This window comes from Pseudomonas sp. MPC6 (assembly GCF_006094435.1).
Lineage (GTDB): Bacteria > Pseudomonadota > Gammaproteobacteria > Pseudomonadales > Pseudomonadaceae > Aquipseudomonas.
Genome location: NZ_CP034783.1, coordinates 2,703,651 through 2,726,972 on the forward strand (window position 1 = coordinate 2,703,651; position 23,322 = coordinate 2,726,972).

The 23,322-nt window shown below is 60.9% G+C and carries 23 protein-coding genes and 1 pseudogene; 9 read left to right on the forward strand and 15 right to left on the reverse strand.

What is annotated here, in order from left to right; genetic code table 11:
• The first annotated feature begins 153 nt into the window (after nucleotides 1-153).
• Entirely contained in the window at nucleotides 154-489 is a 336-nt protein-coding gene (locus ELQ88_RS14695) for a hypothetical protein (RefSeq protein WP_138965930.1), read from the forward strand.
• 107 nt (nucleotides 490-596) lie between these two features.
• Here the strand turns inward: ELQ88_RS14695 and ELQ88_RS14700 are convergent, their stop codons facing one another.
• A complete protein-coding gene (locus tag ELQ88_RS14700; RefSeq protein WP_138965932.1) occupies nucleotides 597-1,115 on the reverse strand; it encodes a carboxymuconolactone decarboxylase family protein in 519 nt (172 codons plus the stop codon).
• A gap of 133 nt (nucleotides 1,116-1,248) precedes the next feature.
• Here ELQ88_RS14700 and ELQ88_RS14705 point away from each other — a divergent pair, with 133 nt between their 5' ends.
• Both ELQ88_RS14705 and ELQ88_RS14710 read left to right on the forward strand, forming a co-directional pair.
• A complete protein-coding gene (locus ELQ88_RS14705; protein ID WP_138965933.1) occupies nucleotides 1,249-2,076 on the forward strand; it encodes an AraC family transcriptional regulator in 828 nt (275 codons plus the stop codon).
• Between the two features lie 150 nt (nucleotides 2,077-2,226).
• Nucleotides 2,227-2,880: a peroxiredoxin gene (locus tag ELQ88_RS14710; RefSeq protein WP_128873291.1), complete on the forward strand. Its 654-nt coding sequence runs from the start codon at nucleotides 2,227-2,229 to the stop codon at nucleotides 2,878-2,880.
• 24 nt (nucleotides 2,881-2,904) lie between these two features.
• Here ELQ88_RS14710 and ELQ88_RS14715 read toward each other — a convergent pair whose 3' ends face one another.
• From ELQ88_RS14715 to ELQ88_RS14760, 5 genes are all read right to left on the reverse strand, one after another.
• On the reverse strand, nucleotides 2,905-5,292 hold the full coding sequence (locus ELQ88_RS14715) for a DUF3772 domain-containing protein (protein WP_138965934.1): 2,388 nt from the start codon (nucleotides 5,290-5,292) through the stop codon (nucleotides 2,905-2,907).
• A gap of 137 nt (nucleotides 5,293-5,429) precedes the next feature.
• The gene (locus tag ELQ88_RS14720; RefSeq protein WP_128873289.1) at nucleotides 5,430-6,614 is read right to left on the reverse strand and encodes an acetyl-CoA C-acyltransferase family protein; all 1,185 of its coding nucleotides are present in this window, start codon (nucleotides 6,612-6,614) and stop codon (nucleotides 5,430-5,432) included.
• Nucleotides 6,615-7,120: 506 nt separating this feature from the next.
• Nucleotides 7,121-7,381, reverse strand: coding sequence for a hypothetical protein (locus ELQ88_RS34115; RefSeq protein ID WP_161599963.1), 261 nt, complete (start codon nucleotides 7,379-7,381; stop codon nucleotides 7,121-7,123).
• A gap of 8 nt (nucleotides 7,382-7,389) precedes the next feature.
• On the reverse strand, nucleotides 7,390-8,055 hold the full coding sequence (locus ELQ88_RS34120) for a hypothetical protein (protein ID WP_161599964.1): 666 nt from the start codon (nucleotides 8,053-8,055) through the stop codon (nucleotides 7,390-7,392).
• Between the two features lie 69 nt (nucleotides 8,056-8,124).
• Nucleotides 8,125-9,087: an IS110 family transposase gene (locus ELQ88_RS14760; RefSeq protein ID WP_138963519.1), complete on the reverse strand. Its 963-nt coding sequence runs from the start codon at nucleotides 9,085-9,087 to the stop codon at nucleotides 8,125-8,127.
• A 654-nt stretch (nucleotides 9,088-9,741) separates the two neighbouring features.
• On the opposite strand from ELQ88_RS14760, the gene ELQ88_RS14765 reads away from it, so the two are divergent.
• On the forward strand, nucleotides 9,742-10,881 hold the full coding sequence (locus ELQ88_RS14765) for an alkaline phosphatase family protein (RefSeq protein WP_161599965.1): 1,140 nt from the start codon (nucleotides 9,742-9,744) through the stop codon (nucleotides 10,879-10,881).
• Nucleotides 10,882-11,007: 126 nt separating this feature from the next.
• Nucleotides 11,008-11,229 (forward strand): hypothetical protein, encoded by a 222-nt coding sequence (locus ELQ88_RS14770; protein ID WP_128873287.1) that lies wholly within the window; start codon nucleotides 11,008-11,010, stop codon nucleotides 11,227-11,229.
• 21 nt (nucleotides 11,230-11,250) lie between these two features.
• On the opposite strand, the gene ELQ88_RS14775 is transcribed toward ELQ88_RS14770, so the two are convergent.
• Nucleotides 11,251-12,195 carry a LysR substrate-binding domain-containing protein gene (locus ELQ88_RS14775; RefSeq protein ID WP_138965937.1) on the reverse strand — a complete coding sequence of 315 codons (945 nt, stop codon included), beginning with the start codon at nucleotides 12,193-12,195 and terminating at the stop codon, nucleotides 11,251-11,253.
• On the opposite strand from ELQ88_RS14775, the pseudogene ELQ88_RS14780 reads away from it, so the two are divergent.
• Nucleotides 12,139-12,810, forward strand: a pseudogene (locus ELQ88_RS14780) (extracellular solute-binding protein); the annotation flags it as partial. The gene ELQ88_RS14775 and the pseudogene ELQ88_RS14780 sit on opposite strands and share 57 nt — an antisense overlap.
• Before the next feature lie 184 nt (nucleotides 12,811-12,994).
• Here ELQ88_RS14780 and ELQ88_RS14785 read toward each other — a convergent pair.
• From ELQ88_RS14785 to chrA, 4 genes are all read right to left on the reverse strand, one after another.
• Entirely contained in the window at nucleotides 12,995-14,197 is a 1,203-nt protein-coding gene (locus tag ELQ88_RS14785; RefSeq protein WP_138965938.1) for an NAD(P)/FAD-dependent oxidoreductase, read from the reverse strand.
• Nucleotides 14,198-14,442: 245 nt separating this feature from the next.
• A complete protein-coding gene (locus ELQ88_RS14790) occupies nucleotides 14,443-14,955 on the reverse strand; it encodes a DUF6644 family protein (RefSeq protein ID WP_128873282.1) in 513 nt (170 codons plus the stop codon).
• Nucleotides 14,955-15,305, reverse strand: coding sequence for a DUF6152 family protein (locus tag ELQ88_RS14795; RefSeq protein ID WP_138965940.1), 351 nt, complete (start codon nucleotides 15,303-15,305; stop codon nucleotides 14,955-14,957). Before ELQ88_RS14795 ends, ELQ88_RS14790 begins: the two co-directional genes overlap by 1 nt.
• 339 nt (nucleotides 15,306-15,644) lie before the next feature.
• Nucleotides 15,645-16,841: a chromate efflux transporter gene (gene chrA / locus ELQ88_RS14800; protein ID WP_138965941.1), complete on the reverse strand. Its 1,197-nt coding sequence runs from the start codon at nucleotides 16,839-16,841 to the stop codon at nucleotides 15,645-15,647.
• Nucleotides 16,842-17,064: 223 nt separating this feature from the next.
• On the opposite strand from chrA, the gene ELQ88_RS14805 reads away from it, so the two are divergent.
• The 3 genes from ELQ88_RS14805 to ELQ88_RS14815 are packed head-to-tail and all read left to right on the forward strand — an operon-like array spanning nucleotide 17,065 to nucleotide 20,060.
• Nucleotides 17,065-18,036 (forward strand): tripartite tricarboxylate transporter substrate-binding protein, encoded by a 972-nt coding sequence (locus ELQ88_RS14805; protein WP_138965942.1) that lies wholly within the window; start codon nucleotides 17,065-17,067, stop codon nucleotides 18,034-18,036.
• Nucleotides 18,033-18,527, forward strand: coding sequence for a tripartite tricarboxylate transporter TctB family protein (locus tag ELQ88_RS14810; RefSeq protein WP_138965943.1), 495 nt, complete (start codon nucleotides 18,033-18,035; stop codon nucleotides 18,525-18,527). The genes ELQ88_RS14805 and ELQ88_RS14810 overlap by 4 nt, the downstream gene beginning before the upstream one ends.
• Nucleotides 18,528-18,551: 24 nt before the next feature.
• Nucleotides 18,552-20,060, forward strand: a complete 1,509-nt coding sequence (locus tag ELQ88_RS14815) for a tripartite tricarboxylate transporter permease (protein WP_138965944.1) — start codon at nucleotides 18,552-18,554, stop codon at nucleotides 20,058-20,060.
• A gap of 16 nt (nucleotides 20,061-20,076) precedes the next feature.
• On the opposite strand, the gene phnE is transcribed toward ELQ88_RS14815, so the two are convergent.
• The 4 genes from phnE to ELQ88_RS14835 are packed head-to-tail and all read right to left on the reverse strand — an operon-like array spanning nucleotide 20,077 to nucleotide 23,307.
• Nucleotides 20,077-20,844 carry a phosphonate ABC transporter, permease protein PhnE gene (gene phnE, locus ELQ88_RS14820; protein ID WP_128873276.1) on the reverse strand — a complete coding sequence of 256 codons (768 nt, stop codon included), beginning with the start codon at nucleotides 20,842-20,844 and terminating at the stop codon, nucleotides 20,077-20,079.
• A complete protein-coding gene (locus tag ELQ88_RS14825; protein ID WP_138965945.1) occupies nucleotides 20,841-21,668 on the reverse strand; it encodes an ABC transporter permease in 828 nt (275 codons plus the stop codon). The genes phnE and ELQ88_RS14825 overlap by 4 nt, the downstream gene beginning before the upstream one ends.
• Nucleotides 21,662-22,459 (reverse strand): ATP-binding cassette domain-containing protein, encoded by a 798-nt coding sequence (locus tag ELQ88_RS14830; RefSeq protein WP_138965946.1) that lies wholly within the window; start codon nucleotides 22,457-22,459, stop codon nucleotides 21,662-21,664. Before ELQ88_RS14830 ends, ELQ88_RS14825 begins: the two co-directional genes overlap by 7 nt.
• A complete protein-coding gene (locus tag ELQ88_RS14835; RefSeq protein ID WP_138965947.1) occupies nucleotides 22,456-23,307 on the reverse strand; it encodes a putative selenate ABC transporter substrate-binding protein in 852 nt (283 codons plus the stop codon). Before ELQ88_RS14835 ends, ELQ88_RS14830 begins: the two co-directional genes overlap by 4 nt.
• Between the last annotated feature and the right edge of the window lie 15 nt (nucleotides 23,308-23,322).

The following is a 23,322-nucleotide window of genomic DNA, read 5'->3' on the forward strand; positions in this document are numbered from 1 at the left end:
GGAAGCGTTAGCTATAGCCAAGGTTTGAGATCTCGCAAAAAACGTCCGCAGGACATCGAGAAAACAAGCTATCGCGCACTCAAGGCATTTTGCTGGCCCCGATGTCTCGATGTTTTGACCAAAATCAATTTATTTTCAGGTAGTTAGGATCGAATGCAAATGCGGAATGTGTTGATCGCACTCATGTCGTGCGGGCTGGCGAGTGCTGCTGCCTCCGTCCAGGCCAGGGAGCTGGTAGAGAATGATCGGTATATGTGCAGTTGGGGCGCGGGAACGGCGGCCAAAGCCCAGGAACTCAAACTGTCGGGCGTGTCGCTGTATGCCGCACGGCAGAAGTTACAGACCTACAGGTTCAGCAAGCCATGGATGCGCATGATGGCCATGGGCATTACCGAGCAGACCTACGACAGTCAATCGCGGCTTAAGCCGGCGGCGATCAGGCAGGGTTTTTACGATGACTGCGTCCGTTACAAGGTGGCGCGTAAATAGCTGACACACGGTGCCTTCAATATCGCCTTCGTCGGCAAGCCTGCTCCTACAGGTCTGCGTCAGCCTGTAAGAGCGAGCGGAGCGGCGATCCGGGAAGACGCCTGGGATCAGGCGTCAATGGCCGGGAAATCCACCTCGGTCAGGGCGACGTTGTTGAGATAATTGGTCAGGGTTTGCGACGCCACGTGAGCGATCACTTCAACTATTTTGGCATCGTCGATACCGGCTGCGCGTGCGGCCTGGATCTGCTCGCTGCTCAGGTGACCACGACGTTCGGTGACTTGTCGGGCAAGCGCAGCAAAGGCATTGAGCTGGCCATGGCGAGCGCTGAGGATGTCTTCCCCGGAAAGCCCGGCCTTGCCGGCAAACAGCGTGTGAGCCGCCAGGCAATAGTCGCAGCCGTTGACCTGTGACGTGGCGAGAAAAATCGCTTCTTTTTGGATAGCGCTCAAGGACGTCTTGCCCAAGGCGACGGAGTGTTGCAGGTAGGCAGCCAGGACGGCCGGGGCATGGGCCAGTGTCGGGAAGACATTCGGCAGGAAGCCGATCTTTTTCTGCACGCCTTCGAGCAACGCACGGGTGCTGTCGGTGACCTGTTCAAGGCTCAGTGGGGTAATGCGACTCATGGTGATACTCCGTAGATCGAAGCGCGGTGTGCGCTGGGTACGGGAGCCATGCTACTGATGGTGGTTGGACTTATGGGTGCAAATCGTCGAGGATATGCGACTCATCGTCCAGAAATGCCCCTGGAGTCGCGCCATGGATCGCTTATCCACCTTGCTCGCGCATTTCGGCGTCAGTGCCGGTACTTTCCACAGCGGGAGCTTCTGCGGCACCACGGGCTTCGATGGCAATCAGGCCTGTGGTCATTTGCATCTGCTTCAGGCGGGCGAACTGAGCCTCAGGCTGGCCGATGGACGCGACCTCCAGCTCGACAAGCCAACGCTGATTTTTTGCCCTCGGCCTTATCGCCATCGATTATTGGCAACGGACACCTCAGACACCCAGCTGGTGTGCGCCTCGCTGACCTTCGATGGTGGTGCCGGTAATGCGCTGGCTGCAGCCTTGCCCGATTACCTGGTGCTCGATCTCGATGCAGTGCCGAGCCTGGCTGGCACCCTGGAGTGGTTGTTCAACGAAGCCTTCGGCGGCATCTGTGGCCGCGAAGCGATGATGGACCGACTGGTCGAAGTGCTGGTGATCCAGTTACTGCGGCATATTCTGACTGACCGCGAGCAAAGCCCGGGAATGATGGCCGGCCTCGCCGATCCGCGTCTGGCGCGACCTATGAGCCTCATGCACGACACGCCCGCGAGGGCCTGGACCGTGGCCGAACTGTCGGCGGCGGCCAACATGTCCAGAGCCGGCTTTGCCGAACACTTTCGCCGGGTGGTGGGGCAGACGCCGGTCGATTATCTGGTGAACTGGCGCATCAGCCTGGCCCAGAAACGCTTGCGCGAAGGCAAGTCGATTGCCGTGATCGCCGATGAAGTCGGCTACGAGAGTCCCTCGGCCCTGGCCCGGGCGTTTCGGCGCAAGACAGGCGTCAGTCCGCGGGAATGGGTGCAGGGTGGGAAACAACGCTAGTCGCGCAGCTGTTGACGTCGAAAGTCTCTCGCCTGCGGGTTTGCTTGTGCCTGTTTTCAGCGCTTCGCCAGGGCAAGAAGCGAAGTGTCGAAGGTCTCCTATACTGGAACGCCTGAGAGTTTCCCTACCCCCACCACGAGGAGAACGAACATGGCAATCCGCATTGGCGATGAGGCACCGGACTTTACCGTCGAGAGCACCGAAGGCACGCTCAACTTCCACGAATGGATTGGCGACAAGTGGGCCATCCTGTTCTCGCATCCGAAGGACTTCACCCCGGTCTGCACCACGGAACTGGGCTACATGGCCGGGCTCAAGCCCGAATTCGACAAGCGCAACACCAAAATCGTCGGGCTCAGCGTCGACCCGGTCAGTAACCATCAGAGCTGGGCCAAGGACATCGAAGAAACCCAGGGCCATGCGGTCAATTACCCGATGATCGGCGACGAGAACCTGGTGGTGGCCAAGCTCTACGACATGATTCACCCCAACGCCAGTGGCGGCGCACGGACCGCCGTGGACAACGCCACGGTGCGTTCGGTGTTCATCATCGGCCCGGACAAGAAGGTCAAGGCGATGCTGATCTACCCGATGAGCGCCGGGCGCAACTTCGATGAAGTGCTGCGACTGCTCGACTCCCTGCAGCTGAACGCCAAGCACACCGTCGCCACCCCAGTGAACTGGCGGCCGGGGGAGGACGTGATCATTCCTACGTCGGTGTCCGACGAGGATGCGCGCAAGAAGTATCCGGAAGGCTTCAAGACCGTGAAACCTTACTTGCGCACGGTGGCGCAACCCAAGTAACCGGCGCTGATGCCGGGCACCCGCTCATGCCGCGGGTGCCGGCTTGGCCAATTCAATCCCGGCGGCACCCAGGCGCTTGAGGATCTCGAACAGCAGGTCGCTTTTGGTGGTGCTGACAATTCTCGGGCTGCCGACATAACCGGTGATGGTCAGCGTGATGCCTTCGGGGGTCAGTTTGCTGAACCGGACCACCGGCGCCGGTTTGTCAAGAATGGTCTCGTGCTCGCAATACGTGTCGTACAGCAGGTTTTTCACCTGCTCGGGGTCGATGTCCAGGGGGAAGGTCAGTTCGAGTGTCGCCACCCCTTGGGCACTGCCGCCCAGGGTCACGTTGCGCAGGTTCTGCGAGATCAGCTGCGAATTCGGGACGATGACGATCGAGCGGTCACTGAGCTGGATTTCGGTGGCCCTCACGTTGATTCGACGGATGTCACCTTCGACCCCGCTGATACTGATCAGGTCGCCCACCTTTACCGGCCGCTCGGTCAGCAGGATCAGGCCGGAGACGAAGTTCTTGACGATCTCCTGCAAGCCAAAGCCGATCCCCACCGACAAGGCGCTGACGATCCAGGCCAGATTGGTCCACTGCACGCCCAGGGATGACAGCGTCAGCAGAATGACCAGGGCGTAGCCGATGTTGGCGAACAGCGTGCTGAGCGAGGCCCGCATGCCCGGGTCCATGTCGGTTTTTGGCAGAAATTCGTTATCCAGCCAGCGGCGCAACGATCGAATCAGGTAAACGCCAATCAACAGGGCCAGCACCGCATTGAACAGGTGGCCCGGGATAATGTTGAGTTTGCGCAGCCCGCCGCCGCCGAGCATGGAAAAGACATTGGTGATCAGTTGTGCAAGCGTCGATCCGATACCCCCGACAACCAGCGTGACAGCCGCTAACAGCAATAGCCCGGCCCGGGCGGCCCCCGATAGAATGACCTCGATCTGGTCCAGTCGGCGATCATCGATGCCCAGCAATTGTTTTAGCGCCTTGCCGCTTGGACTCCTGGGCGAAAACAGGTACTCGCAGGCATCCTTCGCCAGCTGTATCAGCAGATAAAAGCCGGAAATGATCAGGAAACCCCAGACCAGTTCGTAAGTGATGAACCTTGCCAGAGAGATGTAGCCACTGAGCAGCGCCAACAGCGCAATCAATAACGCCAGACCGGTGATGGCATAGAGCACGCCGGCGAAGGTCGTGCCTGCTTCGGAGGCCTCGCCGCTCGCCACGACTTGTCTTCGGACTTTGCCGGTACGCAACAGTAAAATAATGATAATGATCGTGACCGTCAGCGCGATGACGCCTCGACCCGCGATCACGACGTCACTGCTCATGCCGGCTGCATTGCTCACCTGGACTGTCGTCATCAGAACCAGCAGGGTTGTGGCCAACAGCCGAGGAAAGGGTTTGAGCGCCAGCGCCACCGGATCGGAAAGCGCGGGCAGCCGCCAGGAGGGGTGTTGCGTGGACAACAAGGCGCGGCTCAACGCGGTAATGAGCACGCAGGCATAAACGATCTTTTCGAATTCCTGGGAAAAGGTCATCAGCATCGGCGTCAGTGGACTTTCGCGCGTGCAGGCAAAAAACAGCAATTGCAGGGAAATGCCAACGGTCAATACCGTGGCCAGCACCGAGGCGAGTGCAAGTGAGCTTCGGCGCAGGCGCCCCTCGGGCATGCGGTGGATGCACAACCACGTCAGCCCTCGTTCGGCGAGCCTGCGGCCCAGGGTCCAGAGGACCAGGGCCAGCAACAGCAATGCCACGGTGAAGAGGCGCTGACCGGGTTGCCAGACGGTCTTGATCACGTCTCGCGCTTGATCGATGAACGAGCCCAAGCGCTGCCGATCATCCGGCGACGGGCTCAATAGCGGCGACCAGAAACCCGGATTGAGGATGCTGCGGGTGCTCAGGGTCAGTTCGCTTTCCAACAGGTTGCGCCGAATGCCGGCAATCTGGGTGATGAGGTCAGCGGCACTTTCCTTGAGTGCTACCAGGGTTTTCAAGGTGGCGTCGACTTTGTTTTTTTGCTCGGTGAGTAATGCCCTTTGCGCAGCGATATCGGACTGCTCCGTTGCCACATCGTCGAGCGGAACGGGGCCCAACACGCCGAGTTGTGCGCGCAATTGAGTCTGCAAGGGAAGCAATGAGGCCGACTGGCGATCGACATCGAGGATGAACGCCTGAACCAGATCCTGCGGCCCTTCGAGCTGGTTGTAGTTGTCTACCAGCGAAATTTGCTGTTTGAGAATGTCCAGTCGAAGTTGCAACGCCTGGAGGTCGCTCTGGGACACCGCAAGGGCTGCGATCCCCGGCCTGGGCGCTGAAACGTCCGGCAGGTCGGCTGCCGACAGCGTTCCGGGGCTCGACCCGAAAAGCGTGAAAGCGACAAAGATCATGGCTTTCAATGCAGGGCGCATAGGCGTGATCGACTCTGTTATTAGTCATTCAGCCTATGAGGTTAGGTCATCGCGCCCATGTTCGAAGGATAGTTTGTCGGGTGCATCAACCCTGCCCCCGTCGGACGGGGGCAGGGGAGTCGATCAACGTCGGCCTGTCAGACGCGCTCGAACAACACGGCAATGCCCTGGCCGCCGCCAATGCACATGGTTGCCAGGGCGTACCGGCCCTGAACTCGGTGCAGTTCGTGAATGGCCTTGGTGGCGATAATCGCGCCAGTGGCGCCCACCGGATGCCCCAGGGAGATCCCCGAACCGTTGGGGTTGACCTTCTCCGGGTCGAAGCCCAGTTCTTGCGCCACGGCACACGCCTGGGCGGCGAAGGCTTCGTTGGATTCGATGACATCCAGGTCGGCAACGGTCAGACCGGCGCGTTTGAGCACCAGCCGGGTGGCGGGAATCGGGCCCAGTCCCATCAGTTCCGGCTCGACACCGGCATGGGCATACCCGACCAGTCGGGCCATCGGCTTGAGGCCTTGCGCACGGACCATTTCACCGGTGGCCATGATCAGCGCGCCGGCACCGTCATTGAGGCCGGAGGCGTTGCCGGCGGTAACGCTACCGTCTTTTTTGAAGGCCGGTTTCATCTTGGCCAATTGCTCGGCGTTGACCTCGGCGCGTACGTGTTCGTCGGTGGCAAAGGTCACCGTACCTTTACGGCTCGCCACTTCGATCGGCACGATCTGCGGGGCAAACCGCCCTTCGGCAATGGCCCGGGCCGCACGCTGCTGACTCAGCAGTGCCAGTTCATCCTGGGCCTGACGGCTGATGCCATAACGCTCGGCGATGTTTTCCGCGGTGATGCCCATGTGGAAACCGGCAAAGGGGTCTTGCAGCACGCCGAGCATGTAGTCGATGGCCTGCATGTCACCCATGCGTGCGCCCCAGCGTGCCTGCGGCAGCAGATAGGCGCCACGGCTCATGGACTCGACGCCACCGGCCAGTGCCGCCCCGGCATCCCCCAGCATCAGGCTTTGTGCAGCACTGACAATCGCCTGTAAACCGGAGCCGCAGAGACGGTTGACGTTGAAGGCCGGCGTTTCCTTGGGCAGGCCGGCATTCATCGCCACGGCCCGGGAAATGTAGGCATCACGGGCTTCGGTCGGGATCACATGCCCCATTACGGCGTGACCGATATGCTCCGGCGCCAGGCCCGAACGCTCAATGGCGGCACGGCAAACGTCGGTGGCCAGCTGGATGGGTGACACATCCTTGAGTGAGCCGCCAAAGCTGCCGATGGCCGAGCGCACGGCGCTGATAACAAAAATATCGGAAGGGTTCATGGTGTTTCTCCTGGATCAGCACCGGATTTTATTTGGTTTGGATGCCTTTATAGGAGGGCGAGTCTAGATTCGGCAAAGTGTTGCGCCTATGTCGAAACTGCTCAAAGGCGCTGGTGTTTTTTGCCATTTTACGTGAGATTCTCGCGGTCCCCTGCAGGCGCTGGCTTGCCAGCGAAGGCGATATGTCAGCCAACCTCTCTATTGAATGTCCCGCCGTCTTCGCCAGCAAGCCGGCTCCTACACGGGAACGGTGCCGTTCACCGACTTCATGTTCACTGAAGATCCCCTGTAGGAGCTGGCTTGCCAGCGAAAGCAGTCTGTCAGTCACCATCTCTATTGAATATGCCGCCGTCTTCGCCAGCAAGCCGGCTCCTACACGGATCGGTGCCATTCACCGACTTCATGTTCACTGAAGATCCCCTGTAGGAGCTGGCTTGCCAGCGAAAGCGGTCTGTCAGTCACCATCTCTATTGAAGATGCCGCCGTCTTCGCCAGCAAGCCGGCTCCTACACGGGAACGGTGCCGTTCACCGACTTCATGTTCACTGAGATCCCCTGTAGGAGCTGGCTTGCCAGCGAAAGCGGTCTGTCAGTCACCACCTCTATTGAATATGCCGCCGTCTTCGCCAGCAAGCCGGCTCCTACACGGGAACGGTGCCGTTCACCGATTTCATGTTCACTGAAGATCCCCTGTAGGAGCTGGCTTGCCAGCGAAAGCGGTCTGTCAGTCACCACCTTTACCAAATCTGCCGCCGTCTTCGCCAGCAAGCCGGCTCCTACACGGGAACGGTGCCGTTCACCGACTTCATGTTCACTGAGATCCCCTGTAGGAGCTGGCTTGCCAGCGAAAGCGGTCTGTCAGTCACCATCTCTATTGAAGATGCCGCCGTCTTCGCCAGCAAGCCGGCTCCTACACGGGAACGGTGCCGTTCACCGATTTCATGTTCACTGAAGATCCCCTGTAGGAGCTGGCTTGCCAGCGAAAGCGGTCTGTCAGTCACCACCTCTATTGAATATGCCGCCGTCTTCGCCAGCAAGCCGGCTCCTACACGGGAACGGTGCCGTTCACCGATTTCATGTTCACTGAAGATCCCCTGTAGGAGCTGGCTTGCCAGCGAAAGCGGTCTGTCAGTCACCACCTCTATTGAATATGCCGCCGTCTTCGCCAGCAAGCCGGCTCCTACACGGGAACGGTGCCGTTCACCGACTTCATGTTCACTGAAGATCCCCTGTAGGAGCTGGCTTGCCAGCGAAAGCGGTCTGTCAGTCACCACCTTTACCAAATCTGCCGCCGTCTTCGCCAGCAAGCCGGCTCCTACACGGGAACGGTGCCGTTCACCGACTTCATGTTCACTGAAGATCCCCTGTAGGAGCTGGCTTGCCAGCGAAAGCGGTCTGTCAGTCACCATCTCTATTGAAGATGCCGCCGTCTTCGCCAGCAAGCCGGCTCCTACACGGGAACGGTGCCGTTCACCGACTTCATGTTCACTGAAGATCCCCTGTAGGAGATTCTATGTTTGGGGGGAAGCCCCAAAAACTGGATTTGGCTGATATTCGCTCTGGTTCTTCATCAGGGCGAATGCCACCCGTGCCAGCTTGCGAGCCAGGATGACCAGCACTTGAGTCGTCTTTAATCCCCGCTCCAGATAGCGTTCGTAAAACGGCTTCCAGGTCTTTGAGCGACTGGCAGCCATCGCCGCGTTATGCAGCAGGCGCCGTATCTCTGAGTCACCTTTCTTGGTCAGCTTTCGACGTCCGTTCATCTGCCCCGAATCAGAGACTCTCAAATCCATTCCAAGAAACGCGATATAGGCGTCACCACTGGCGAAGTCGCCGCGTTGAAATGCCATCGTCAGTGCGGTGGCGGTAAGAAAACCGACCCCCTCTACGGCCTGGCAGCGTTTGACTTGCTCGAGCAGACCCGCCTCTTTTACGACGTCCAACAGCTTCTTCTGGATGAGTAAATCCAATCGGCCCATGGCAGCGATCTGTTGTTTGAATGCCGCTTTCAGCAGCGGTTCGTCGTTCCAGCTTTGAGTCAAACTGACACGCGCCTGGACCAATGTCGCTCGTCTTCGAAGCAGGCTTTGAAGCTTGGTATAGACCTTCGGCGGCGGGCTCCAAGGACGTAGCTCTTCCTCTTCGTTCTTCAAGTAACGCGCCAGTAAACGGGCGTCGCTGGCATCTGTTTTGGCGCGGCCACCCACTCCTTTGCGGTAATTACTCAAACGGAAGCCGTCGATGACATAGACGGTATGTCCCATTGCATGAGCCAGCTCAACCGTATCCAGGTGATAGATATTGGTGGCTTCAATAGCGATGGCGCTGTTTGCAGGTAACGTTTTCAGCCACTTTGTAAGAGACGGTTTATCGTTTGACACGGCCAACAGCAGATCCGTGTCGGCCTGATAGACCACCACTTCGGCCTTGGCGACATCCACTCCGACTACAGAACGCGAGACACTCATTGCCACAAAGAAAGCTCCGGGTTAGGGTTTAAAGGCTTGTCGGGGCTTCACCATTGCGCTGGCTTGCTTCTATCGTCGGTCATGGCCGATGCATTCCTTATCGGCGCTTTGGTGAAGGGGTGGGGCGAAGTCTCCCACGGTCTGTACTGGCTAGAGTCAGATGCTGGCTTTTAGTCCCACCACCCCTACAAGTCTAAACATACAAGCTGGCTTGCCAGCGAAGGCGGTCTGTCAGTCACCATCTCTATTGAAGATGCCGCCGTCTTCGCCAGCAAGCCGGCTCCTACATGGGAACGGTGCCGTTCACCGACTTCATGTTCACTGAAGATCCCCTGTAGGAGCTGGCTTGCCAGCGAAAGCGGTCTGTCAGTCACCACCTTTACCAAATCTGCCGCCGTCTTTGTCAGTGATCACTAATGCACCACACACCCTGGGCTTGGTAATCCAGCACATACAGCTGAATGACAATTTTCTAATGAATTGCGGCACCGGGTACGGCGGGCGACCGGCGGCTCCCGGGGTGGGACCGGCGCCACCACGATAGGAAACGAGGGTGCTGGCTACGCTGACAACTCGCTGACAAGTTTGTAATCTCCATGGCTTCAACCCTCTACGATGGAATCGGATAGAGGCCATTCACACCGCTCAAGGAGGTGCGTCATGTCCCAGCCGATCAGGTCTGGCCTGGCCAGCTTGACGAACTCGGTTCTGCAATCGCTGGGCGCCGGCGATAACGCGGCAGGCATCGTCTTGCCACGCTGCAAGCAGGTGGTGTTGTGTCTGGTTGACGGGCTCGGCGCGCAACTTCTGGACCGTTATGCCCACAGGGCTCCGTACCTGAGCTCACGGATAAACAAAGGGGAGGGGCAGGTGCTGCGTTCGGGCTTTCCGTCGACGACGGCTGCCAGCCTGGCGTCGCTGGCGACTGCAGAAGACAGCGGCAGTCATGGCATAGTCGGTGCGGCTTTCAATGTCGAGGGGTGGCAGTTCAATCCCCTGTCCTGGCAGCTCTTCGACCCGCGCACCGGTCGACTCGACGCAGCCGCCTGTGCCGAAGAGATCGTGGCCAGCCAGTCGGCCTGGGTGAAAGCGGCTGCCGATGGCTTGTTGATCAATGCGTTTCTGCCGGCCGCCATTGCCGGTTCGGCCTATACCCGGGCCGTGTTCAACGGGGCCAACGTCATTGCGTTCACTGATCCTGACGATCTGATTGCAAACGTTCGGTCGGTGTCAGCGTGCAATGATCGACAACTGTCGTACGTCTATTTCGGTGAACTCGACCTGTGCGGGCATTTGCACGGACCAGGGTCCGAGAAGTGGCAAGACACGCTCGAAGACATCGATCGACGAATCCGCAGTCTGCGAGATCAAATTGAGCAGGATGCGCTGCTGATAGTGACCGCTGACCATGGTATGACCACGATCGAAGAGGCCAGGACCTTTGATTTTGACTTGATGCCGGACTTGCAACGAGGAGTCGCCAGTATCTGTGGTGATATTCGGGCGCGGCATGTTTACCTTCAAGATCCCACCGATGCCAATGTAGTGAAGCGCTGGCGCGACATTCTCGCAGGTCACTCTGTGCTCACGCGAGAACAGGCGTTGGTGCTTGGCCTGTTCGGGAAGAACGTGACAGATGCCGCGTGCAGGCGCATTGGCGATCTTCTGCTGATCGCCGGGGGCAATGCCGGCCTGGTTCGCTCTGTCCGGGAACCCTTTCAGACCTCGTGGACAGGTCATCATGGAGCGCTGTCGGATGAAGAGCAGCTTGTACCTTTGATTGTCGCAACCGGGGGATGAAGCGCCGCACAAGCCTGCCCATGGTCCGGGATCAATGTCTGATGAGCTGAGCGCCGTACGTCGGAATCGAGGAACGGCTATCCATGAAATAACTTCCAACGACAGTCACAGCCCGGGAGTTTGACCATGAATGACGATCGCAAGCAGGAAGCCCTGGATGCCTGGTATCAGCTCTTGAAAGAGCCCGAAATCCGCATGGACCCTGAGGAGCAGTACGACGAGTTGCTCAAGGCCGCCGATGAAATGGAACGCAAAGGGCTGATCAACAGCGTTGAATGGCGCGGACTGGTTCGGCAGGCCGGCAGTGCTTTCGCCAATGCGATAGAAGGGTTGGGGCGCGGCACTTAGGAATCAGGCTTTGTGCGAAGGTCATTCGGCCTGCTGGGCGAACCATTGCATGATCAGCGAACACGCCGGGTGCGAGGCTGCTGAAGGCTGCAGGTTCAGCGCATAGATGCCGCGGGTTTTCAAGGGAGGGCCGAACGGTATGACCAGCACGCCCCGTTCGATGGATTCGGCCGCCAGGGTCAAGTCGGTCATGGCCACCCCCAATCCTCGCGCTGCGGCATCGAGCGCCAGCTCGTCGAGGTTGAAGGGGATGTGCCGGTAATCCTCCAGCGACTTGCCATCGTTGGCTGCCAGCCACTGGCCCCAGTCATGCTTGTCCGCCGAACGATGCAGCAGCGCAAAACCCACCAGATCTTCGATTGACTGCAGGGGCCGGGTCGGGCTGGCCAGGCCCGGGGCGCACACCGGCACCAGGGCGTCCTCGAACAGGGTCAGGCAATCCGGATCAGCGGACGGCTCCGGCAGATAGAGGATGTAGGCATCGCTATCGATCGCCGGCTCCACCACTTCAGTCGCCACGGTTTCGATCGACAGTGAAACGTCCGGGTGACTGCGATAGAACTCGCTCAACTTCGGCAGTAGCCATCGCACCGCCAGCGACACATGCATGCGGATGCGGAAAGGACGTTTCTGCGGTGCCAGCCGCTCCTCCAGTGTTTTCAATTGCGCCAGGACAGTGCGCGCGGTTGCCAGCACCTGTTCGCCCTCCGGCGTCAGTCGGACATGGCGGCTATTCCGCACAAACATCGGCAAGCCGAAATGACCCTCCAGTTGCTGGATTTTCCTGCTCACTGCGCTTTGGGTCAGGCACAGCGTCTGCGCAGCCTGGGTGAAGCTGCCGGTGTCGGCGACTTCGACCAATGCCTGCAAGGCTTGCAGCGAAGCAACGTGGCGACTGCAACGGGTCGGGAGTCGAAGTTGATGACCGGCAACACCGGCTACGACGTGGTGAGCCCCTCGAACCATTTTCTGTCCCGGTTGAGCAAGGCCGGGGCCATTCAGAAACTCGATAAAAACCAGCTGCCCAACTGGAAGAACCTTGACCCGGCACTGATGAAAAAACTCGAGGTCAATGATCCGGGCAACCAGTATGGCTATCCCTACATGTGGGGGACCGCGGGAATCGGCTACAACGTCGAGAAGATCAAGGCGATCTTCGGCAACACCGATGTCACCCGCTCCTGGAATCTGTTTTTCGATGAAAACAACATCAAGAAGTTGAGCCAGTGCGGCGTGGCGATTATCGACAACCCCACGCAGGTCCTGCCGATCACCCTCAATTACCTGGGCCTGCCACCCCACAGTCACGAACCCGCGGACTACAAGAAAGCCGAGCAGGCACTGCTGAAAATCAGACCCTACATGCAGTATTTCCACGCTTCCAAGTACATCAGCAACAGCGTGCACTACGCCAACCCCAACCTGGCGGCGGATCAGTATGTGGTTCCAGCCGTGAAACAGGACCTGGCGATCTACCCGCCCAGCAGTGTGCTGGACAAGTTGTTTACCGTGGAGGAACTGCCAGCGGCCATCGCACGGTTGAGTACGCGGTTGTGGACCAGGCTGAAGACCAATACCTGACTGAGCGACCGGAAAAAAAGCCCGCCAGAAAAACCAGTGGCGGGCGTTTGGGAAGTGCCGGCTCAGCAAGCAGAGCACACTGGCCGGGGGAAGGGCGCGCGGGATCGCACAGTGCCGGCTACCTGTGGGATTACCGAGATGCGGCTCGGTCAACCCAGGCAGGGGCATGCTGTGCGAGCCGGGTTCATGCCACTGGAATCAGCGGGTCGGCTGCCGCCAGGGCCGTCGCACGATCGGCTGCCGGCGGATAGATCCACCGGGTGTTGATCTGGGTCTTGAGTTCCTTGGCTTCCTGTTTCACCAGTTTCAATTGACGATCCCAGCCTTCAGTGAACACTGCGCCCCAGGCGCCGAGGTCCAGGCACGTCACGTACTTGGGCTGGCTGTAGATCATCGGTGCCACGCCGAGCAGGTCGGCCGCCACGTTGTTGCCGGCGTAACGGCCCAGGCTAATGGCGTGCTGGCAGGACATCGCCGCGAAATTCCCCACCGTGTCGGTCGCGGCATAGGCCACGTCACCCGTGGCGAAAATGTCGGTTTGTCCCAGCACCTTCAGGTGACCATCGACGTGCAGGCGCCCTTGAGGATCCCGGGTGCCGGCGACTTGCTCGGTCAGAGGACTGGCGCGAAACCCGACCGTCCAGATCACGGTACTCGACTCGATACGCTGCCCGTCAGCCAGCGTTACCCCGCCGGCATCCACCGAAGCGACTGTCGCATCGAGTACCCACTCGATCCCCAGGTGCGCGGACGCTTCGATGATGGCGGGACGAATACCGTCGCCCATCGACGCGGCGATTTGCGGCCCGCGGTCCACGACAATGACTCTGATGTCTGCGTCGTCACCCAGCGCAGCACGCAGGCGGGCCGGCATTTCGGTGGCCGTTTCGATGCCGGTGAAACCACCACCGGCCACCACCACGGTGTTGCGGGCGGCGCTGGCAGGCCGGTTCTTCAGCGACTTGATGTGGGTTTCCAGCCGCGTGGCCGTTTCGATCTGATCGACGTCGAATGCATGCTCGATCATGCCTTCAAGGTCAGGACGGATGAGACGACTGCCGGCGGCCAGGACCAGTCGGTCATACTGCAACCGGCCTTGCGTGCCGTGCACGTCGTTGTAGGTCACCTGTTTGGCCTGCACATCGATCTCGTCGGCCGAGCCTTGTACGAAATTCACGCCCACCGCGTCGAACAACGCGCCAAGCGGCGCCATCATCGTGTGCACGTCCGGCTCGTAGAACCGAGGGCGGATTCGCAGCTCCGCCTGGGGGGCCAGGACGGTGATCCGGACGTCATTGCGATCATGCTGGTCCAATAGACGGGCTGCGCCCAAGGCGCTCCAGACGCCACCGAATCCTGCGCCAACGATCAAAATGTGCTGTGTCATGGTTTTTTCCTGAAAGCAAAATCGAGAACGATGAGTCATGACCCGTCGGACGCGTTCAGTGTGTTTTCGCGCAGGGAGAAGGGGTCGAGCCATCTGCAACAGCGCGGCTGGGTAACGGTGACAAATCCTAAAAGCAATGTTTGTCATCCGACAGGACAAAAAACCCTGAATTACCGCCACAACTCACGGTGAAGGTAGCGAAGCGCCCACTTGAAAAGAGTGCGCTGCGTCGCAGGCAAGTTGGCTCAGGTGTACGCCAACAGTCGTCCGCAGAGAATCACGATGACCCATAGTGCAATCGAAAACAGCGCCTGCATCTTTGCGATGCCAGGGGCCGCAACGGCGGTGTTCCATCGATTGACGGAGCGGTACACACCGACGTGGAACAGGGCTGCATTGACGCCTGCGGTGGCGATCAGGCACAGCTTGAGGATAAACACGCCGTTGGAGGCGAAATCATGGGGATGGGCTGAAAACATCATCAGCCCCGCGGGCACGATCAACAGCAGGGCCGCAATCGACCAGGTCAGCAGGTGGCGCGCCAGGGCCGTGACCGCAATGTCTTTCGACAGCCCGAGCACCCGCAGATCGAACATCAGGACCGAGCCCACCAGCACCGTGAAACCGAGGATGTGAACCACCTCGACCATCGGATACAGCCACAGGTCGCCGCGCATGGCCGCCCCGACGGACGAGTCATTCAGCCAGTCCAGCCAGCTGTCCGGCCTCGTTCCACCGTTGCTATCCACGGCCTGCATCACCGCAACTCGGTGGTCTTGCCGCCGACCGTGATGCGTTCGGCGCGCAATTCGTCAGGCTTGTTGCGATTCTGATAGCCGACCACGGTGGCCTCGTTGCCCACACTCAGCATGTCCCGGGTAAGGCCGCGATTCTCCATGCGCGAGGGCGGTGCAAGGACGACGGTCCAGGTCTTGTCCGCTGTCTTGAGGCGCACGAAACCGTGGGGATGGGAGTAGCCGGATTCTTCTATGGTGCCGTTCAGTGTCAAGGATTTGCTGGAGTCGTATTCACTCCAGCCGTGATGGGCGAACGCCGCCGTTGTGGCAAGTAAGAGCGACAATCCAATACTGCCGAGCATGCCTTTCATGACAAGTTTCCTGCTGCAGACTATTGAACAACTTGACTCCCGACGTACCAGGCCAGGGTTCAGCGCAGATGGTTTTTAGAATAGCTCGGCATTATTCAGCGCTGTAGCGCGCCATCAGGGATAAGTGTTTCTGAAAAAGTAGAAGTTTGAATATCAATAAGTTGCCAGACGGTCATCATCTCGCGCCGTTATAACAAGCCGGCTCCTACACGGGATCGGTGTCGTTCACCCATTTCATGTTTGGCGAAGACCCCTGTAGGAGCCGGCTTGCCGGCGAAACCGGTTTGTCAGAAGACACCTCTACCGAATGTACCGCCGTATTCGCCGGCAAGCCGGCTCCTACAACAGCCACCCCGTGACCCCGCAGCCGATAACCACCAGCCACGGTGGCAATTTCCAGAACATCAGCGCCACCAGCGCGACCAGTGCCAGAACGAAGTCTTGCGCCTGGACAATGGCACTGGTCCAGACCGGCTGATACAGCGCGGCCAACAACAGGCCGACCACCGCCGCATTGACCCCAGCCAGTGCGGCCTGGGTGCGTAAACTGCGACGCAAGCGCTCCCAAAAGGGCAATACGCCCATGATCAATAGAAAAGCCGGCGCGAAAATCGCCAACAGGCTGATCATGCCGCCAACCCAGCCGGAAGGGGCAAGGTTCATCGACGCGCCAAGGAACGCGGCGAACGTAAACAAAGGTCCGGGCACCGCCTGGGCGGCACCATACCCGGCGAGAAAAGCATCATTGCCGACCCAGCCGCTGGGTACCACCTCGGCTTGCAGCAGGGGCAGCACGACGTGACCACCCCCGAATACCAGTGATCCGGCCCGGTAGAAGGCATCCACCGTCGCCACGGTTTGATTGGGCAGCGCCTGGGCCAGGAGGGGCAGGCCCACCAGCAATGCCAGGAACAGCACCAGCCAGATCGCCCCGGTCCGGCGTCTGATCGTGATCGGCAGCGGGTCGTGGCCGGCACTTTGCCCCGGCTTGAACAGCAGGAGGCCCGCCACGGCCGAGGCGGCAATCACGCTGACCTGGCCCCAGGCGGACGGTTCGAGCAGGGCGACGCACGCCGCAATCGCCATAAGGGTGACTCGCGGCACGTCCGTGCACAGGTTTCGCGCCATGCCCCATACCGCTTGCGCGACCACCGCCACGGCCACCACCTTGAGGCCATGCAGCGCGCCGGGGGAAATGGCCGTGCCATATCGGGAAATGCCCAGGGCAAACAGGATCAGGGCTATCGCCGAAGGCAGCGTAAAGCCAGCCCAGGCCGCCAGCGCGCCAGGGTATCCAGCCCGGGACAACCCCAGCGCAATGCCGACCTGGCTGCTCGCCGGCCCCGGCAGGAATTGGCACAGTGCAACCAGATCCGCGTAGCTGCCTTCGCTCAGCCAGCGCCGTCGCGTGACGAACTCATCGCGAAAGTAGCCCAGGTGCGCAATCGGGCCGCCGAACGAGGTCAGCCCGAGGCGCAGGAAGATCAGAAACACCGACCACGCACTGCTGCGGTCATCGCCATGAGCGTTGAGCATGTATTCGCCTTCCTGATAAACGGGTCCGGTTCAATCATCGAACGACAATAGCGAGGTTAGATGACTGTAAACGGCGCTCCCTTTCGACGCGACGCATCGTTGTATGCCGTCGTCCCGAGCATGGCCTACTCTTATTCGCAGGCCAAGGTGCGTTGAACAGGGATTGCGCCCTGATCGACGTGCACCCGGCAACTATAAAAACAATGCAATCGGGAGACGACTCATGTCCGCTTTGTTCCATCGATTCAATCGCTACCTGGTCGCAGGGATTACCGCTGCCGCGCTCGCGACGCCGGCCTTGGCGCTGGACACCGTCAAGTTCATGGCCCCGGGCTCCGTGGGTGGCGGTTATGACCAGACCGCACGGGTGCTGGGCAAAGCCCTGGTCGAGGCCAAAGCGGCGAAATCCACCACCTTCGAGAACAAAGGCGGCGCAGGAGGCACCCTGGGGCTGGCGCAATTCGCCAACAGCACCAAGGGCGACCCGAATGCACTGCTGGTCGTTGGCGCGATCATGGTCACCGCCATTGAACAGAACAAGCCGCAAATCAGCTTGAAGGACGTGACGCCGATCGCCCGGCTGTTCACCGAGTACAACGTGCTCGCCGTACGCAAGGAGTCTGAATTCAAAACCCTGGAGGACTTGCTCAAAGTCTTTAAAGACAAGCCGACCAGCATCGCCTGGGGCGGTGGCTCCAAGGGCTCGATCGATCACATCGGGATTGCCGAGCTGGCGGGCAAAATGGGGGTGCCGGTCAACAAGGTCAATTACGTGGCCTTCGCCGGTGGCGGGGAAGTCGTTGCCCAGGCCTTGGGCGGCCAGATCAAGGTGATCACCGGTGGTTATGCCGAACTTGGCCAGTACATCCGCAACGGCCAGTTCCGGGTGCTGGCCATCGGCGCGCCCGAGCGTGTGCCCGGCATCGATGCGCCGACGCTCAAGGAGAGTGGTTACGACATGACGATCGGCAACTGGCGGGGCGTTTACGGCGCCGCGGGCCTCACGCCGGAGCAACGCAAGGAAGTGACCGACGCGGTCGTGGCCGCGACTAAAAGCAACGTCTGGAAAGAAAATATCGACACCAACAAGTGGTCACCCAACGTCCTGACCGGCGATGAGTTCGGCAAATTCGTCGACGACGAGCACGTGCGGCTGCGAGCGATGCTGGTCGAGGTCGGGCTGGTTGCGAAATGACTCCGCCTCGCACGATTGTGCCCACGCAACTGGCGATTGGCATCGGCGTGATTGCCATCAGCGCCGTGCTGGCGTTCGGCGCGTATCGGTTTCCCCCCGAGATGGGGTTCGTCATCCTCGGTGCGCACGTCTACCCCTTCGCTGTGGCGGCATTCCTTGGCGCCGTGGGCTTGTTGCTGAGCTATCAAGCGGTCTCGGGCGGCTTTCGCGAACTGGCCGACGACACCGACGGGACGGCTGGCGTCGTACCCGACGGAAAAGCCGGTGCGGCCTGGGTCACGGCGGGGCTTCTGGGGGTGGCCTTGCTCATCAACTTCATCGGGTTCGTGTTGGCGGCCGCGTTGTTGTTTGCCTGTTCGGCACGGGGTTTCGGCAGCCGCCGTCCGGTGCGCGATCTCGCCATCGGCATGGCCCTGACGCTGCCGATTTACTGGTTGTTCAACGCCGGCCTGGGGGTTTCCCTGCCGCCCCTGGTCAACGCCTGGATTTGAACCGGGCCGAAGGAGATCGAAACGGTGGACATTCTCGCAAGCCTGGCGGTGGGGTTTTCCTCGGCACTGACGCCGATCAATTTGATGTATGGGTTTATCGGCTGTCTGTTGGGCACTGCGATTGGTGTCCTGCCAGGGATCGGGCCGGCGCTGACGGTGGCCTTGCTGCTGCCGATCACCGCCAAGGTCGATCCTACCGGGGCCTTGATCATGTTTGCCGGTATCTATTACGGCGCTCAATTCGGCGGCTCGACCACGTCCATTTTGCTCAATACCCCGGGTGAGTCGTCGTCCATGGTCACGGCGCTGGAGGGCAATCTCATGGCGCGCAACGGTCGTGCGGGGCCGGCCCTGGCCACGGCGGCGATCGGCTCATTCGTGGCGGGTACCATCGCGACGATTCTGCTGACCCTGTTTGCGCCCATCGTGGCCAAACTCGCGCTCAACTTTGGTCCCGCAGAGTATTTCGCGATTCTGGTGCTGTCCTTCACGACTGTGTCTGCGGTATTGGGGGCGTCGATGCTGCGAGGTTTCGCGTCCTTGGGGATCGGTCTGACCGTGGGCTTGATCGGCCTGGACTCGACGTCGGGTATAGCCCGCTACACCTTGGGGGTGCCCGAGCTGGTGGATGGCATCGAGGTGGTACTCGTGGCGGTCGGTTTGTTTGCCGTGGGCGAGGCCTTGTACAGCCTGCTCTATCAAAAAGAAGCAGCCGCCGGCCGGCACCGCTTGACCTCTTTGTGGATGACGCGCTCCGACTGGAAGCGCTCGGTGCCCGCCTGGCTGCGGGGCACGCTGATCGGTTTTCCCTTCGGTTCGATCCCGGCCGGTGGTGCCGAGATTCCGACCTTTCTGTCCTATTCGACCGAGCGCAAACTGAGCAAGTACCCGAAAGAATTTGCCGCCAGCAAAGGCGAGGGCGCCATTGAAGGCGTCGCCGGCCCCGAAGCCGCCAACAACGCGAGCGCCACCGGTTCTCTGGTGCCGCTGCTGACACTGGGCATTCCCACCTCCGCCACAGCGGCGATCCTGTTGGCCGCGTTCCAGAACTACAACCTGCAACCGGGACCGATGCTCTTCGAGACCTCGGGGGACCTGGTCTGGACCCTGGTGGCCTCGCTGTACATCGGTAACGTCATCCTGCTGGTGTTGAACCTGCCGTTGGTGGGCCTCTGGGTGAAGCTGCTGCAGATCCCGCGGCCGTACCTGAACGCCGGCATTCTGGTGTTCGCCACCATCGGCGTGTACGGCATGCGCCACTCTTCCTTCGATCTGTTGCTGATGCTGGCGATCGGTTGGGGCGGGGTCCTGATGCGGCGCTTCGACTTCCCCGTCGCCCCCGTGATCGTCGGCATGCTGCTGGGGCCGATGGCTGAAAAGCAACTGCGTAACGCCTTGTCCATCAGCGAGGGGGACTGGACGGTGTTTTTGACGCAACCGATCTCGGCGGCATTCCTGGCGCTGACATTACTGGTGCTGTTGGTGCCTCATGTGCTGCATGCGCGGGGTATCAAGTTGCATGAGGATGATTGAGACGCTTGGGGCCCGGTCAGGCCTTGACCCAGCGTTGACGGCTCCAGCTGCTCAAGGAGTCGACGGCGAATACCAGGATCAGCATGGCCAGAATCACCGTGCTGGCTTGAGCTTCCTGGAACAGGCTGAGGCTGACATAGAGCATTTGTCCCAAGCCCCCGGCGCCGACGAAGCCAAGCACACTGGCCATGCGGATATTGTTCTCCCAGCGGTACAGGATGTAGGCCAACAGCTGTGGCAACAGGTTGGGCAGGGTCCCGTAACAGAACGCCCAAACGGCATTGCCACCCTGCAGGCGGATGGCTTCGGCGGGTTGCGGCGGGGTATTTTCCAGCGCTTCGGCGAACAGTCGGCCGAGCACGCCGGTAGTGTGCAGGGCTAATGCGAGGGTGCCGGCATTGGGCCCGAGGCCGGCGGCAAGCACCATCAGCGCGGCCCACACCAGTTCCGGCACCGCGCGCAAGGCGTTGAGCACCAGGCGCGACGCGCTCTGCAAGGGCCAGCCAAAGCGCCCGGCCGCGGGCAACGCCAGCAGCAGGCCGAGTACCGCCGCGAGCAGGGTGCCCAGGGCGGACATGGCAATGGTTTCCAGGGCGCCGTGACCGATGGCTTGCAGATGGCCCGCGCTCAGGTCGGGGCTGAGAAAACGCTGGGCATAAGCACCCATCCGGTTCAGGTTGCCGCTGCCGCCGAGCTCGCCGAGGTCGATGCCCAGGTAGATGAACGAAGCGACGACCGCTGCACCGATGCACAGCAGCAGGATCAGGTTCAACAGGCGATTCATGCCAGCCTCCAGCGCAGCAGGCGGCTGAGTTGATCGGCGAGCAGCACCAGCACGAGAAACGTCAGCAACAGGCTGGCCACTTCACCGCCGGCGAACATGCGCAACGACAGGTCCATTTGCTGGCCCAGGCCGCCGGCGCCGACAAAGCCCATCACCACCGAAGCGCGGATGGCGCATTCCCAGCGGTACACCGTGTACGACAGCAATTCCGCAGCGACATTGGGCAGGATTCCGTAGCTAAAGGCCGTCAGCCGACCGCTGCCGGCCTGCAGCAGCGCGTGGGCCGGGCGCTGGTCGACCGACTCGAAAATCTCTGCGTAGACCTTGCCCAACATGCCGCTGTAGGTAATGGCAATGGCCAGCACCCCGGCCGTCGGACCGAGGCCGACGGCACGCACGAACAGCAGGGCCCAGACGATTTCCGGCACGCTGCGCAGGAAGATCAGCAAGCCGCGAACCGGCCAGCGCAGCAGTCGGCCCCAGAAACCCGGATGGCCGGCACGGGAGGCAGCGGACAGCGACAGGGCGCGACTGGCCAGCAGGCTGGCGGGGATGGCCAACAGCAACGCCAAAGCCATGCCGGCCGTGGCGATGGCCAGGGTCTGCAGGGTGGCTTGCAACAACAGCTCGATGAACGCCTCGTCATGGGCGGGTGGCCAGAAGGCTGACACGAACTTGCCGATCTCGCTCTGGCTGTCACTGGCGACCAGTACGCTCAGGTCCAACTCGCTGAAGTGGATGCCCGGCCACAGCAGGAGCAGGGCCAGCAGCGTGATCAGCAAGCGGGGGCGGGTGGCGGGATCTCGGGTATCGCGTGTCAGCATCGGGGAATCTGCACAACCAAGGGTGCGGTCGGAACTGGTGAGGACTGCAGCTGCTCATTGGCGTAGAGCTTGTCGAGCAACTCGCGGTCGACGGCGCCGGCGGGCAGGTCGAACAGGATCTGTCCGTCACGCAAGCCGATGATCCGCGAAAAGTGCGCCAGCGCCAGCTCCACCGCATGCAGGCTGGCGACCAGGGTGACATTGTGTTCCCGGGCATGGCGGCACAGCACCGACAGCGTGTGCTCGGCCAACACCGGGTCCATGGCCGATACCGGCTCATCGGCCAGCAACACCTCGGGCGCTTGATACAGCACCCGGGCGATGCCCACGCGCTGCAGCTGGCCACCGGACAGTTGCTGGCATTGCGCGAACAGCTTGTCGCCCAGGTCGAGCCTGGCCAATGCCGCGCGTGCGCCCGGAATGTCCAGTGGATGCAGCAGGTTCAGCAGGCTCTTGCCCAGGCCCCACTGGCCCAGCTTGCCGGCCAGGACCGCGGTGACCACGCGCTGGCGCGGCGGCAGCGGTGGCGCTTGATGGATCAGTCCGATGCGCGCGCGTAAACGCTGGCGCTGACGGGCAGACAACTGCCAGGCGCGCTCGCCGAGTACCTGTAACTCGCCGCTGCCAGGGCGCAGGGCGGTGGCCAGCAGGTTGAGCAGGCTCGACTTGCCCGCCCCGGACGGGCCGATGATGGCGACCTGTTCCCGTGCTGCGATGTGCAGGTCCACGCCCTGCAGCGCCTGGACGCCGTTGGCGTGGGTAAGACTGACCTGGGTCAGGTGCAAGGTCATTTGAGCAGGTCGGCGGCGCGAGCGGCTTCTTCGATGCCCTTATAGTTTTCCGGGTTGGTTTCGATGAACCGGCTGGCGGCCTGCAGATCGAGGATCTCCTTGTCTTTGGGCTTCGCCGGATCGAGCGCCAGGAAGGCCGCCTTGATCTTCGCCGCCAGCGCCGGGTCGAGGGTCCCGCGCACCGTCCAGTTGTAGTCGAAGTAGGCCGGGGTGGTGGCAAACACTTTGACCTTGTTGGTGTCGACCTTGCCGGCGGCGACCAGTTTTTCCCAGACGCTGGCGTTCAGGACCCCGGCGTCCACCTTGCCGGCCTGGACCCAGGCGACGGTGGCGTCATGGGCACCGGAGTAGCCCACTCGACTGAAATAGGTTTCCGGCTTGATGCCGTCCTTGAGCATGAAAAAGCGCGGCATGAGGCTGCCTGACGTGGAGGACACCGAGCCGAAGGCAAAGGTCTTGCCCTTGAGGTCGGCCAGCGACTTGACGGCCGGGTCGGCGGTGATGAATTTGCTGGTGAACTGAGCGTCCTGTTCGCGCTGTACCAGCGGTATCGCATTGCCGGTTTTCAGGCGGGCCTGCACGAACGTGAAGCCGCCCAGCCAGGCCATGTCGATCCGGTCGGTCGCGAGCGCCTCGACCACGGCCGGATAGTCGCTCACGGGTACGAACTCGACCTTCATGCCCAATTGCTGTTCCAGATAAGCACCCAGGGGCTTGAACTTGCGCAACAGTTCGGTGGGCGCTTCATCGGGAATGGCGCTGACTTTCAGTGTGTCGGCGGCCTGCGCCAGCAGGGTGCAAAACGACAGGGTCAAGCCAACGGCCAATGCCAGGGGGCGTTTGAACATGAAAATTCTCCGGTA